12 protein-coding genes are annotated in these 13,425 nt (G+C 36.2%); 5 read left to right on the top strand and 7 right to left on the bottom strand.

What is annotated here, in order from left to right; genetic code table 11:
* Window positions 1–74: 74 nt before the first annotated feature.
* The 3 genes from murF to MKY07_RS18235 all read right to left on the bottom strand — a co-directional run bounded on the left by murF (window position 75) and on the right by MKY07_RS18235 (window position 3,379).
* The gene (gene murF, locus MKY07_RS18225) at window positions 75–1,445 is read right to left on the bottom strand and encodes a UDP-N-acetylmuramoyl-tripeptide--D-alanyl-D-alanine ligase (RefSeq protein ID WP_014822532.1); all 1,371 of its coding nucleotides are present in this window, start codon (window positions 1,443–1,445) and stop codon (window positions 75–77) included.
* 12 nt (window positions 1,446–1,457) lie between these two features.
* Complete coding sequence (locus MKY07_RS18230) at window positions 1,458–2,531, bottom strand: D-alanine--D-alanine ligase (protein ID WP_014822531.1); 1,074 nt, start codon at window positions 2,529–2,531, stop codon at window positions 1,458–1,460.
* A gap of 98 nt (window positions 2,532–2,629) precedes the next feature.
* Window positions 2,630–3,379 carry a hypothetical protein gene (locus tag MKY07_RS18235; protein ID WP_014822530.1) on the bottom strand — a complete coding sequence of 250 codons (750 nt, stop codon included), beginning with the start codon at window positions 3,377–3,379 and terminating at the stop codon, window positions 2,630–2,632.
* 285 nt (window positions 3,380–3,664) lie between these two features.
* Between MKY07_RS18235 and MKY07_RS18240 the strand changes: the two genes are divergently transcribed.
* Window positions 3,665–4,855, top strand: coding sequence for an FtsW/RodA/SpoVE family cell cycle protein (locus tag MKY07_RS18240; protein WP_014822529.1), 1,191 nt, complete (start codon window positions 3,665–3,667; stop codon window positions 4,853–4,855).
* A 94-nt stretch (window positions 4,856–4,949) separates the two neighbouring features.
* On the opposite strand, the gene MKY07_RS18245 is transcribed toward MKY07_RS18240, so the two are convergent.
* Window positions 4,950–5,087 carry an Lmo0850 family protein gene (locus MKY07_RS18245; protein ID WP_008405794.1) on the bottom strand — a complete coding sequence of 46 codons (138 nt, stop codon included), beginning with the start codon at window positions 5,085–5,087 and terminating at the stop codon, window positions 4,950–4,952.
* A gap of 481 nt (window positions 5,088–5,568) precedes the next feature.
* Between MKY07_RS18245 and MKY07_RS18250 the strand changes: the two genes are divergently transcribed.
* Window positions 5,569–6,369 carry a YwqG family protein gene (locus MKY07_RS18250; protein ID WP_339263314.1) on the top strand — a complete coding sequence of 267 codons (801 nt, stop codon included), beginning with the start codon at window positions 5,569–5,571 and terminating at the stop codon, window positions 6,367–6,369.
* An 81-nt stretch (window positions 6,370–6,450) separates the two neighbouring features.
* Window positions 6,451–7,917: a cardiolipin synthase gene (cls, locus tag MKY07_RS18255; protein ID WP_014822528.1), complete on the top strand. Its 1,467-nt coding sequence runs from the start codon at window positions 6,451–6,453 to the stop codon at window positions 7,915–7,917.
* A gap of 121 nt (window positions 7,918–8,038) precedes the next feature.
* Here the strand turns inward: cls and MKY07_RS18260 are convergent, their stop codons facing one another.
* The 3 genes from MKY07_RS18260 to MKY07_RS18270 all read right to left on the bottom strand — a co-directional run bounded on the left by MKY07_RS18260 (window position 8,039) and on the right by MKY07_RS18270 (window position 10,284).
* Window positions 8,039–8,920: a M15 family metallopeptidase gene (locus MKY07_RS18260; RefSeq protein ID WP_339263315.1), complete on the bottom strand. Its 882-nt coding sequence runs from the start codon at window positions 8,918–8,920 to the stop codon at window positions 8,039–8,041.
* A 25-nt stretch (window positions 8,921–8,945) separates the two neighbouring features.
* Window positions 8,946–9,200 carry a hypothetical protein gene (locus MKY07_RS18265; RefSeq protein ID WP_008405800.1) on the bottom strand — a complete coding sequence of 85 codons (255 nt, stop codon included), beginning with the start codon at window positions 9,198–9,200 and terminating at the stop codon, window positions 8,946–8,948.
* 289 nt (window positions 9,201–9,489) lie between these two features.
* A complete protein-coding gene (locus MKY07_RS18270; protein ID WP_014822526.1) occupies window positions 9,490–10,284 on the bottom strand; it encodes a helix-turn-helix transcriptional regulator in 795 nt (264 codons plus the stop codon).
* Between the two features lie 588 nt (window positions 10,285–10,872).
* On the opposite strand from MKY07_RS18270, the gene MKY07_RS18275 reads away from it, so the two are divergent.
* Both MKY07_RS18275 and MKY07_RS18280 read left to right on the top strand, forming a co-directional pair.
* Window positions 10,873–11,523: a LytTR family DNA-binding domain-containing protein gene (locus MKY07_RS18275; RefSeq protein WP_008405802.1), complete on the top strand. Its 651-nt coding sequence runs from the start codon at window positions 10,873–10,875 to the stop codon at window positions 11,521–11,523.
* A 333-nt stretch (window positions 11,524–11,856) separates the two neighbouring features.
* Window positions 11,857–13,377, top strand: coding sequence for a succinate CoA transferase (locus tag MKY07_RS18280; protein WP_339263316.1), 1,521 nt, complete (start codon window positions 11,857–11,859; stop codon window positions 13,375–13,377).
* Window positions 13,378–13,425: the final 48 nt, after the last annotated feature.

The raw sequence follows: 13,425 nt of genomic DNA on the forward strand, positions 1-13,425 counted from the left end.
ATGAGCTGTTAGTAATTATAATAATCGACAATTTGAGCAGAAAAAAGCTTTTGCACTAAAAAAACGAGCTAGCACTAGGCTAACTCGATTGAATGGATAATTTTCTCCAACTTCATTCCACGGGAACCTTTAACTAAAAGGATGGACTCGTTTGTTGCATGAGATTGGATCTTTTCGATAATCGGTGCGTACTCATTCTCGGAATACACTAAATGTTCAGCATCAAAAGTCTCTTGCAGTTTATTATATAGCCACTTCATACGAGGGCCGTATAAGCAAACATAGCTTATTTCTTCAGGATGAATATGTCCTGCAATTCCTTCATGCATCTTCTTTTCCTCGTTTCCGAGCTCAAGCATATCACCCAGTACAAGCCACTTTTCATTACGGATAGTCGTTTGCTCGACAAATTGGATTGCTGCATGCATCGATGTTGGCGCTGCATTATATGCATCATTAATAAATAATAAATCACCGACGGGAACAAGCTGCATCCGCATATCTGTTAAAACTACTTTCTTTAATGCTTCGCGGATTTGTTCATCAGTCAAACCTAATGATTTACTCACAAGCATTGCACTTAAAGTATTCTTTACTTGGTGTTCCCCTAAAACTGAAATAAAGAAATCACCTTGTATTAATCCCTCTACATGGAAGCTGCTTCCTTGTGCTGTCGCTTTAATTTGCGACGCTGCCAAATTCAGTTCCTGGCTAAAGCCAAATGCCTGTGTTTTTAAATGCGGTGTTTTGGCAACTAAGTTTTGAAGTAACGGCTCATCACCGTCATAAAAGAGAATCCCTTCTTCAGACAACCCTTTTACAATTTCAAACTTCGCCTTCGCAATTCCTTCCCGCGATCCTAAATCTTGCATATGTGCTTCACCGATATTTGTAATAATGGCATAATGTGGTCGTGCAAGATTAGTTAAAAATTCAATCTCACCGAAACCGCTCATCCCCATTTCCAATACGGAAACTTCCGTGTCCTCATCAAGCTGTAAAATCGTGATCGGCAAACCGAGCTGATTATTAAAATTCCCGATTGTTTTTTGTACTTTAAAGTAAGGAGAAAGAGCACCCGCCAAAATATCTTTTGACGAAGTTTTACCGTTTGAGCCGGTAATCCCGATAAATGTCGCTTGATGCTCATTACGGTAACACTCTGCCATTTTTTGAAGTGCAAGCTCTGGGTCTTCCACGAAAATTAATGGCAAATGTGCCGGGGGATTCGGCTCGTCGATCATCCATAAAGAAGCTGCCGCACCTTTTTCAAATGCCTGCTCGACAAATCGGTGTCCATTAACGGCTTCTCCGCGGAAAGGAATAAATAAATCCCCTTTCGTAATTGTCCGTGTATCAATGGAGACACCTGTGACAATTGTTTCAGGAAATGACTGATTTTCTATCGTTAACCATTCTGCAATTTGCTGTAAACTTTTTTTCACTTTTTATCCCACTCAATCTCTGTTGTATTGAAGCTGTTGTTTTTCTGTATAACGTTCCACCGCAAAATCAATCAGCTCTTTAATTAACTGCGGATATGTTACATCTGTATGCTGCCACAGTAACGGATACATGCTGACCGGTGTGAATCCTGGCATCGTATTTACTTCATTAATGTAAATTTCGTTGTTTTCAGTTACGAAGAAATCCGCGCGTACTAACCCGGCTCCGTCAATTGCTTTGAATGCTCTTTTCGCCATATCAACCAAGTTTGTATAGACATCGTTTTGTAATGGTGCCGGAATAATTAATGCCGTCGAGCCATCTTTATATTTTGAATCATAATCATAAAACTCAGTCATCGGCTTAATCTCACCCGCTACTGAAACATTTGGTGTATCATTTCCTAACACAGCAAGCTCAATTTCACGTGCAGTGACGCCCTGTTCAATTACAATTTTGCGGTCATATTGGAGTGCAAATTGAACAGCTTTTTCTAGTTCCGCTGCATTTGTCGCTTTGCTAATCCCTACACTTGATCCTAAGTTAGCTGGCTTAACGAACATTGGATAACCTAAAGATTGTTCGCATCTTTTGATCCAAGCTTCTTTTTCCCGCTCCCATTCACTTCGAATAAAGTATTCATAAGGCAATTGCGGCAATTTTGCCATTTCAAACAACTGTTTCATAACTACCTTATCCATACCTGCTGCAGAGCCAAGAACACCGTTCCCTACATAAGGAATATTCAGTACTTCCAAAAAGCCCTGTACTGTTCCGTCTTCACCGTTCGTCCCATGCAGTAAAGGGAAGATTACATCAAATGGACTTTCCATATGTTTTGCAATGAATTGCGTAATATTATTTTCAGAATGGTCTGATGCTGTTGTAAATTGCAATTGTTCAATCGTTTGAGCGGGTTCTGTTAACTGAGGTCCAACACGCCATTCCCCCTTCAATGTAATAAAAATCGGGAAAACGTCAAACTCATTAAAATCCAATGCTTGTGTTACTGCCTTTGCAGTTGAAAGTGATACTTCATGCTCGGCTGACTTACCACCATATAATAAACCAATTCTTTTTTTCATTTTTTTGACCTCCAGTTTTCACTAACCTTATTTTATCACGAATACACAAAACGCTGAAATCGGATAAAAAACACCCACTGCCCTGTTCGCTGTGAGTGTCAACTAATTTGTATTAATTCATCATAGCCTTGTTTTAATATTTCATCTAAATCGTCCCAAACTTCATCCGGATAATCATAATCACTCAGCAGTCTAATTTCGATTCCATAATGGGAATTTGGTTTATCTAGTTTATATAATGACAGCAATGCGCCTTCCTTAACAAAAGGCCGATATTGTCTTAATGTAGAAGGATCGATTGTCGGCGAGTTGTTTTTACTCTTTCTTCTCCAAAAGCTTCCAACACCTTCTTTATCTCTTATCATTCGATTAAATAGATTCGAAACAAGTATTTCAGAATCGCCTATAAAACGATAATATACTTTAGTCATTTTGTCAGTTACAGAAGAGTAATAAGCATAGCGATTTTGCAATTTGCTGAAAAAGGGCGATGCAAGCGGTTCACGCTTATGACTTAAATACAGAAGCTCTGCTTGTTCAAGGGGAGTTAATGTATTAATATTTTTCTCTGTCGTAAAATCTACCCAGCACAAATCTTTCTTTAAGTCGCTTTCCTTTTTTAGGAAATCGCGCATATCATCATTTGTTACAAAATCAAATTGTGTATGCATATTAAAAGAGCCGTTGTCGTACGCGTGCTTTAATAACAGAACATTTTTTACGGGCTCGACCGAAACCATAAATTCCTTCAGTGTAAGACCACTATAAATAACAAAATGTTCGACATCGTTCATATGAATATATAAATGATGCATAAAATCTTCAGCAGATTTCAGTTTCTTCGCCACGATTTGCACGCCCCTTTAATATGAATAATATGATTATTATATGACTTCTCATTCAAATTTGAAACATTTTCTCACCTGTTTCGTCCAACTTTTAAATTAGTCTTACTAAAGTAATTTTTATAAGAATATGATAAAGTAAATAAAGCTTAAAACATTCTAGCTATTCGTGTTAAATATTTCCTATACGGAATCGCTACGAAAAGTTGGGACAACATAAGAACCTTCAATTTGTTGGTATCTTCTGGCCCTTTAGTGGGCTAAATTTAATAATTTAAGGTGAAATGAATGGATACAAACAATTATAATTTCAATAAACGGTTCGACTGGCCGCTTACAATTATTTTAATCTTATTTTTAGGTGTGAGTCTACTTGCCATTGCCTCTGCCCAGACTTCTGGCCAATATGGCGAGAACTATGTGCCTAAACAAATCCTGAACTATGCAATTTTTGCCTTTATCGTAGCATTTGTCATGTACTTTGACCCAGACCAATATAAAAAGCTGGCATGGCCACTTTACGGTTTTGGTATCTTACTGCTAATCGCAATTGTTGTTATTCCAACATCTACCGGCATAACAGTTGAACGAAACGGTGCAAAAAGCTGGTTCCAAACACCGATTGGTAATATTCAACCCGCCGAATTTATGAAGACGTTTTTCATTTTAGCTACTGCCTTTTTAATTAGTAAGCACAATGAAACTTACCAGATTAAAACGATTAAAACCGATTTATTGCTGCTCGGCAAAATTGGGTTAACGTTGGCAGTACCGCTTGGCTTCATTATGATGCAGCCAGATTTAGGCTCTGCTCTAGTATTTTTTGCTATTACTGCAGCACTTGTGATCGTGGCAGGTGTCACTTGGAAAATTGTTTTACCGTTGTTTGGCGGAGCAGCAGTTATAGGCGGGTCGTTATTATGGATGGCACTGTATATGCAGGACTTCCTGGAAAAGACATTTGGATTCCAGCCATACCAATTCGCCCGTATTTATTCATGGATCAATCCATACGAATATGCGACATCAGACGGCTATCATTTAATAACTTCACTAAATGCAATTGGCTCCGGTGAGGTTTTCGGTAAAGGGTTCATGGCGCGTGAAGTTTATGTTGCCGAAAATCATACAGACTTTATCTTTGCTGTAATTGGCGAAGAATGGGGCTTTATCGGTGCAAGCGCTGTTATTTGTCTCTATTTCCTGTTAATTTATCACTTAACGAAAATGACATTATTGTTAAAAGATCCATTCTGTACTTATGTATGTGCAGGGATTATCGCCATGATTACATTCCATGTATTCGAAAACATCGGCATGACGATACAATTACTGCCAATTACCGGTATTCCGTTACCTTTCATTAGCTATGGAGGTAGTTCGATGATGGGGAATGCCTTAGCGATCGGTCTTGTATATAGTATGAAGTTTCATTACCGAACATATATGTTTACAACAAATGATCCCGACAATGAATAAAACAAAAGGACCCGTGCATACCACGGGTCCTTTTCTTATTGCTTCATATGAAAATAACGGATGACGAGCAAGGTTTCAACACACCTTACTTTCATTAATTTTGCGCTTGTGGAGTTTGTGTTGGTGGTGTTAAAACTTTTAAAAGCTCAAGACGAGATTTCGTAACTGTCGCCGTAACACCTAATTTTGATAAGTTTGTAACAATACGCTTTAAATCAATCTCTTTCGCCATTTGATTACACCTCAAACTTTCCTTTGTTAATATATATAACGATTTTTCATGTTAAAAGTTTCAATTTAATAAGGTCAGACCTTCTAATACTTCATATATTACCACGTAAAATCTTATTTTTCTTTCCTGTTTTGTGACAAATCTAAAACATAATTAATCTTAACCTTTTTTAAGCAATAATAAACTTATTTAAATTTATTTAAGAAAATTATTCCTAAGTAAGTTTTATAATTACTTTTGAAATAAATTACATAAACTTCTCGAATACATGTTATTTAATAATTTCATTTTCCACGTGTAGTTAAAAGGGATTGTATTGTATCCCCAACCATGTTTAACAAAAATTACAAATGGAAATATTGTAAAATATCATAACCATTTTTGTGAAGTAAAACCGATTAGGAATAAACAAATTTTCGTTCATACGACCTTTTAAGTTAGTCATTTCACATAGATGTTACTTCAGTAGGAGGAACTTCAAATGTCACATATAGAAAAAAACATTTATATTCCAAAAGAATTGACCCATTATCATACGAGTTTAAGTCACTCAGCTGAACAAGCTGCCATTTTGAACCCGGTGAAACAACCTTCATTTTTGCATGAAAGCAAATTTGCCGGGCTTCCGTTTCTAACAAACAAAATGGAACATCCAAAAGACAATCAAAATCGCTATATGCTATTTTTGGCACAGCTTAATTTTGCGGAAATCCAGCTGGATCACCCATTTCCACAAGACGGTATATTACAATTTTATATTCCCCAACAATGTTATGAAAAGGAAAAGTTTCATTCGGAATGCCGTTATTTTAAAGTACAATATATACCTTATCAAGGTCACTATAATGAATTTATTCATGATTTCACCTATTTAGAAGATGTAAACTTCAGCAGTTTCCCAATTCAGGAGGAAATGAAGCTTATTCCTAAATCACAATTTGAACCGGTATCGGCAATGGATTACAGATTAAATAATTATTTCAAACCTGAAATTATGGATGCACCTATTACACTGGATGACCGTTCATTTCAGGATGTATATTTGGAAAGTTATTTAGCTGCAGAACATAAAATTGGGGGCTATCCATATTTTATCCATCAGGATTTCAGAAAAACATCGCCCTATTTACAGCACTATGACACATTATTACTGCAAATCGTTTCAAACGATGAACAAAATATTATGTGGGGAGATAGCGGTATTATCAGCTTCTTCATCAACTCCGAAAAATTAGCGCAATGCGATTTCTCGGATATTTACTTCCATGTTGAGGAATACTAAACGTTAAGAAGCACTCGCTTGAAGTGTTTCTTTTTTTGTTTTGCTTCCATAGGCTATAATGATAAGAAAGAAGGAAAGTAGGTGAATCTTTTGAGCGCAATTACACAAAGTTCCATTTTAGTACCACTTATTATGTTTATAAATATTCTTTTTGCCCTGACTGTCATTTTTTTAGAGCGCAAAAAGCCTTCATCGACTTGGGCATGGTTGCTCGTTCTTTTTTTCTTACCGTTTGTCGGATTTTTCCTCTATTTATTATTAGGTAGACAATTGAGAAAAAAACACTTATTCCGTTGGGATGGAAGAAAAGATATCGGAATTGAACAACTGATCAGTTATCAAATTGAAGCAATCGAGAATAATGAACTGGAGCTACGTGTAGAACATATTAAAAGTTATAATCATCTCATTTATATGAATTTAAAAACAAACAACGCTGTCCTGACACAAGATAACGATGTAAAAATTTTCGTTGACGGCAGTGACAAGTTCGAAGCACTTATCAATGATATTTCACATGCGAAAAACCATATTCATATTCAATACTATATTTTCAAACTGGATAATTTGGGCCAACGCATTGTAAATGCTTTAATCAAAAAGGCTAAACAAGGTGTAAAAGTAAGAGTACTATTTGATGAAATGGGCTCACGCGGAGTTCGGAAGCGGCATTTTAAAGAGCTGATCGAAGCTGGCGGTGAAGTAGAAGTGTTCTTCCCTTCGATCTTACCTCTCATCAATCCACGGTTAAACTTTAGAAATCATAGAAAAATTTCCATAATAGACGGGCGTATCGGCTATATCGGGGGATTTAATGTTGGGGACGAATATTTAAGTTTATCGGATCGTTTCGGCTACTGGCGGGATACCCATCTGCGTATTGAAGGGAGTGCTGTCCATCCATTACAGACTCGCTTCATTTTGGACTGGAATCAGGCAAGCGCCAAAAATGATATTTGTTATGCGGAGCGTTACTTTCCGATTATCCCTCAAAAAGGAACGGCCGCTCTCCAAATTATTTCTAGTGGACCGGATACAGAATGGGAAGTAATTAAAAACAACTACTTGCATTTAATTACGAATGCAAAAAAATACGTGTACATACAGTCCCCGTATTTCATTCCAGATGAATCGTTTTTTGACGCTATTCGAATCGCTGCCTTATCCGGAATCGATGTACGGATTATGATTCCAAATAAACCTGACCATTTGTTTGTCTATTGGGCGACTTATTCATATGTAGGGCCACTCGTTGAGGCGGGAGCCAAGGTGTATCATTATGAGAAAGGCTTTATTCATGCAAAGATGATTGTTGTAGATGATGAGATTGCTTCAGTTGGCACTGCAAACATTGATGTGCGGAGCTTTAGTTTAAACTTTGAAGTGAACGCTCTTCTTTATGACAGATTATTGGCTCACCGCCTTGCTGAAATATTTGAAAGTGATATATTAGACTGCTCCGAGCTCACATTTGAACTGTATAAAAACCGTTCCAATTTTATTAAATTCAAAGAATCCATTTCCCGTTTATTATCACCGATATTATAAGGGAATGGAAATAAGCGGAAAGGTAGATCAGGTGAACTGATATTCCTTTTACACACAGTAAAAAACCAATTTCCTCCTTGCGAGAAAATTGGTTTTTTCGTTTATATTCCAGCTTCAAGTATCATTGTATTCCTAAATATTCTTCCAGCGTTACACCTGCTTCATAAACTTTTGCGGCTAGTTCGCCTTCTAAATAACGGAAATGCCATGATTCATGCATGAAACCTGTAATATCTTCTTTTCCTTTTGGATAACGTAAAATGAAGCCGTATTTATGAGCATTTTGTGCTAACCATTGTCCCGCTTCAGTTTGGCCGAATTCATTTGTCAGCCACAGCTCTTCACGGCCTTTTTCCCCAATATCAAAAGCGAGGCCAGTCTGATGCTCGGAATACCCAGGTCTTGCACTATAGCGATCAGCTGCTTCCTTTCCGTCTCTCTTTACATAACGATCATATAGCGTTTTTTGATAATCGTAAGAACGGAAACCACTAAATGCAACAAGCTCTAGTCCATCTTCCATTGCAGCCTTTGCCATCTTTTCAAAAGCTGCTCGTGCTTTAGGATCTTCTCCTTTATTGTAGGTAGCAGGTAGTGGATTTTTCTTGTTCGCGATTAAAACCCCCTTCACAAATGTAGGTTCTGTCGCAGGCTTTTGGCCAACAATATATCCATTTTCAAGCTCCACTTCTTCCGTAACAGGAGCTTCTTTAGCAGGTTGCTGATTTGGCTGCTCACCGGAATTTGTCGGAGGCTTCTCGCCGTTTTTATCTGAAGAAGGCAGATCAGCACCATTTCCTTCTTGTTGCTTCAATGGTTCTTCGGTTTCATTTGTTTTATTTTGTGTCTCTACATTTTCAACTTCGTTTGGTTTAACAGATTTTTCTTCTGTTTGCGCTATTTCAAATTTATAATAAATAGATCCTAAAATCGCGATTAAAATAATAATTGAAATGGATACAATCATTGCGATCGGACTTTTTCTGTTTGCTTTTCTGTTCATTCCATTTCGCCTTCTTTTTCTATTTTTATCCTGTGACAATAACAAATAAAACAATAATCGATAAAACCGCAAAGATCATCGACATCTTCTGCATCCATTTTGCTTCTTTTTCATGCCCCTTTTCTTTAAAGGTACGTGAACGGAAAAAATTCGTAAACGTAAACATGATTGTCATTGCTAAAATAGCTGCTTCCATATTTTGTTTCACAATAAAAAATAGTGCCGTTAAACTAGCTCCTGCCACTAATACGAGTGATATCGCTCTTTCATATTTTTTCATTATTCTCTCCTTACATGATGATTACGTTTTCTACTTCAGCAATCTAATTTTCAACCTTTGTTTAGTATAAAACTAGCTTAATTGATAATGCAATTTTGAAAATCTTCAAAGGTACAAATTTGTTTACAAATAAAAAACTCTACATGTAATAATATATACCATGCAGAGTTTTCATATAGTATTCTTTTTTTTCTGAAACTTTCAGCTAAACAAAGAATAAGGAAATTAAACTAACTTATCTGCCCAAAGTTTAAGGGACCATTATATATACACCATTCAACTTTGAATATTAAACACTTTCGTACGCTACTTCCGGAATTTCAAATCTGAAAAATTCATGATGCAGTTCATCACGGAAATGCTTAGGTGTTACACCTGTGTACTTCTTAAAAATTCTAGTGAAATAACTCTGATTGCAGAAATGAAATTGATCTGAAATTGATGTAATGCTTTTATTCGTATGACGTAAATAATATTGGGATTCCTCTACACGGCGGACATTTAAGTATTCCACTAAAGTAATTCCTACATGTTCACGGAAAATACGCGATAAATGACTCGTACTAATATGGAAGTTCGCTGCAATACTTTCAACTGTTAAATCATTTTCCAGCTCATCATTTATGTACATAATTACTTTGTTTACTGTTTGGTGACGGAACGTAGGCTGTTTTCGATCCGCAATAAAGTACACATAAAAATCGATTAAGTCATCTGCAAACTGCAGAAACTCGGCATCCTTCATCTTGTTTTCAATCATATCTGCACAAGCTAAATTGAAGGCAAATGCTTTTTTAGAAGGGACTTGATTATCTAAAAGCTTACGCGCAACAATTGATGATAACGTAACAAAGTATGAGCGCACTACTTTAATGACTTGTTTTCCGAAGCGTACGGATAATATGTCAATAATTTCGTGTAATGTCTTCTTTGCTTTGGCTACTTCTAAATGATAAACTTCAAAAATCAATCGAGATTCCAGAACAAAAAAATCTTCGATCCCAGCATATTGATTGATATTGTCAATCTCTTGAAAATACCGCTTTGAAATTGTTTCCGAGATTGAATATTGATGTAGTTGCATAAGTTACCCCATCTTTCTTCAGAATGACCTTCTATTACTTATTAGAAAGACAAGCCCAATACGAAATGTACAAGAAATTGTCATAATTCTGCAGAATGGTTATGTTCCTACATCAGCCAGGTCTGCATTTCATAATAAGTCATATCATTATATTAATCATAAGAAAATTCCATAGTAGAATTTCTTTTATTAAGCAAAGTAATTATTTATACAATTTAATATTTATACTATCTATAGTATGCTTTATTTCCCGCATAATAGTACATTTTATTAGTAACTATAGTGAATATTACCATATTATAAGTTTTCCTTTCAACCTAATTTTAACAATTACCCTAGGACAAAATTATTAGGTTACTTCCAATTATAGAAATAAAGGAAATTAAAAATTGCATATTTCGCTTAATCATACTCTTTTAGCATAGTAATTTTCACGCTATTTTTTCACTGAAACTTTTTGACAAAAATCCATTTTTAGATGTTCAAAAAATATTTTTCATTTTAAAAAATCTTCCCAACCCAATTTCTTTAAATATGTAGTAAAATAGTTCATAATTGTATAAAATGCTTATAAAGAGGTGTTATAAAGTGGATCCAAGACAAATAGAAGAAATTATGGAAGTCATTAAAGAGTTTTTCCCTGAAAATACATCAATTGCTATTTCAGATACAAATGAGTATTTATATTACCAGCCAAGTAAGAAAGTAGACTTAAAAATCAAACCAGGCGACCCGATTAAAGAAGGTTCAGCTGCATACAAAGCATTAACGTATGGCCAAAAAATCAATTCTTACATTGAATCGGACGTATTCGGAGTTCCTTATTATGGAATGAGTATTCCTCTCATCGAAGAAGGTGAAACAAAAGGTGCTATTACAGCAATCTTCCCTCAAAAACCTTCTCCATTTTTAACTAATTATATTACAGTAAAAATTGATGACTGCTGGTACCCAATTAAACATAATCAAGTAATTTATCTTGAGACTCAATTGCGTAAAACATTTGTAAAAACGATGCACCGTGAAGGATACCACCGCTTGAACTTAAGTGATTTGGAATTATTTTTAGCTCCTGATTCGTTCATCCGTTGCCACCGTTCTTATATTGTTAATATTGATTATATTGATGAAATCCAACCAGATTCACACTCAACTTTCCTGCTAATCATGAAAGACGGTACACGTATTCCTGTAAGCCAACGCTATGCAAGCTACTTCCGCCGTTCTTTAGGATTCTAAAATTGTTTAAAAGCGACTCGTACAAACGGGTCGCTTTTATTCTTTCTCCCTCTCCCTTGGCCTTTTTACCTATTCCCTTAATTTTAATTGTGCAAATTTGCTAATTAATCAACCAGCCAGATTTACATTCAATTCATTTTTATCTCTCTTTTACGTTAAATTTCTCTAATAAACACCTTTTAAGCGCTTTTATGTTGCGCGTGAAGTAAATGTGACAATTTGATGATAATATTAGCATAAATGCCGGTTTACTACCTGGTGAAAAACACAGAAAATTATAAAAGTTTTCTGTTTATCAAACGATTAAATAACTTATTAGGGGAGGATTTTTTAATGGATCCACGAGTTGAGAAACGTTTAGGTTTAAAACAATTAGTAGATAAAGTTGTATCTGCAGAAGAAGCTGCTGCTTTAATCCAAGATGGCACAGTGGTAGGGATGTCAGGTTTTACTCGTGCAGGTGATGCTAAAGTTGTACCAATGGCATTAGTAGAGCGTGCTAAAAATGAAAAATTCAAAATTGATGTATATACAGGGGCTTCATTAGGTCCTGAAGTTGATAACTACTTAGCTGCTGCTGGTGTTATTAACAAACGCGGTCCTTTCCAAGGGGATGCGGTAATGCGCGGTATGATTAACAAAGACCAAATTTCTTATGTAGACGCTCACCTATCTCACAATGCTGAGTTAGTGCGCCAAGGAGTTATCGGTCCAATTAAACACTTAATTTTAGAAGCTGTAGCAATTACAGAAGATGGACTAATTATCCCGTCAAACTCTGTAGGTAACTCACCAATCTTCGCTGAATATGCAGAGAATATTATTATCGAATTAAATATCTCTCATCCAGAAGCATTAATCGGTATTCATGATATTTACGTTCCAGGTGAACAAGGTAAGCGTGATGCTATTCCAATGACAAATGCTGAGCAACGTATTGGTGAAATTGGTATTCGTGTAGACTTAGATAAAATCCAAGCAATCGTTATTTCTGAAGAGCCAGACGCTCCTTCATTAATCGTTCCTCCAGATGAGGAAACACAGGACATGGCAAACATCTTATTAGACTTCTTCCGTTCTGAAATTAAAGCGGGCCGTTTAACTAATGAATTAATGCCATTACAATCAGGTGTAGGTTCTGTAGCAAACGCAGTATTAGACGGCTTTGCTAATGCAGAATTCGAAAACTTGGTAGTTGCTTCTGAAGTATTACAAGATGCAGTATTCAACTTAATTGATGCTGGTAAAGTACGCTTTGCTGCTGCAACTTCTATTACACTTACAGAAGAATTACAGAAAAAAGTATACGGCAACTTAGAAAAGTATGCTGATAAAATTTGCTTACGTCCACAAGAAATCTCTAACCACCCAGAGCTTATCCGTCGTTTGGGCTTAATCTCAATCAACACTGCTCTTGAGTTAGATATTTATGGTAACGTAAACTCTACACACGTTTCAGGAACTAAAATGATGAATGGTATCGGCGGTTCTGGTGACTTCGCACGTAACGCTCGTCTTGGTATCTTCGTAACGAAATCATACGCAAAAGGCGGCGCGATTTCTTCAATCGTACCAATGGTTTCTCACGTAGATCACACTGAGCACGATGTAGACGTAATCGTAACTGAACAAGGGATCGCAGATTTACGCGGACTTGCTCCAAAAGAGCGCGTAAAATTAATCATCGAAAACTGTGCACACCCAGATTTCAAAGAGCAGTTATGGGATTACTATAACCGCGCTTACGAAGCAACTGGCGGCGCGCATACTCCTCATATCTTAGAGGAAGCTCTATCTTGGCACGTAAATCTTGCTAAAAACAAAACAATGAAAAAAGAAACAGCTAACGCTTAATCTTTACACATGTTAAAGGGTTTGTCTGAAACGATTTAAAACGTTTCC

It is taken from the genome of Solibacillus sp. FSL W7-1472 (genome assembly GCF_037969775.1).
GTDB lineage: Bacteria > Bacillota > Bacilli > Bacillales_A > Planococcaceae > Solibacillus > Solibacillus silvestris.

Coding starts and splice junctions, on each gene's coding strand:
- MKY07_RS18230 (WP_014822531.1), bottom strand. CDS start 2,531: ATGAAAAAAAGAATTGGTTTATTATATGGTGGTAAGTCAGCCGAGCAT.
- MKY07_RS18240 (WP_014822529.1), top strand. CDS start 3,665: ATGGATACAAACAATTATAATTTCAATAAACGGTTCGACTGGCCGCTT.
- MKY07_RS18245 (WP_008405794.1), bottom strand. CDS start 5,087: ATGGCGAAAGAGATTGATTTAAAGCGTATTGTTACAAACTTATCAAAA.
- MKY07_RS18250 (WP_339263314.1), top strand. CDS start 5,569: ATGTCACATATAGAAAAAAACATTTATATTCCAAAAGAATTGACCCAT.
- MKY07_RS18260 (WP_339263315.1), bottom strand. CDS start 8,920: ATGAACAGAAAAGCAAACAGAAAAAGTCCGATCGCAATGATTGTATCC.
- MKY07_RS18265 (WP_008405800.1), bottom strand. CDS start 9,200: ATGAAAAAATATGAAAGAGCGATATCACTCGTATTAGTGGCAGGAGCT.
- MKY07_RS18270 (WP_014822526.1), bottom strand. CDS start 10,284: ATGCAACTACATCAATATTCAATCTCGGAAACAATTTCAAAGCGGTAT.
- MKY07_RS18280 (WP_339263316.1), top strand. CDS start 11,857: ATGGATCCACGAGTTGAGAAACGTTTAGGTTTAAAACAATTAGTAGAT.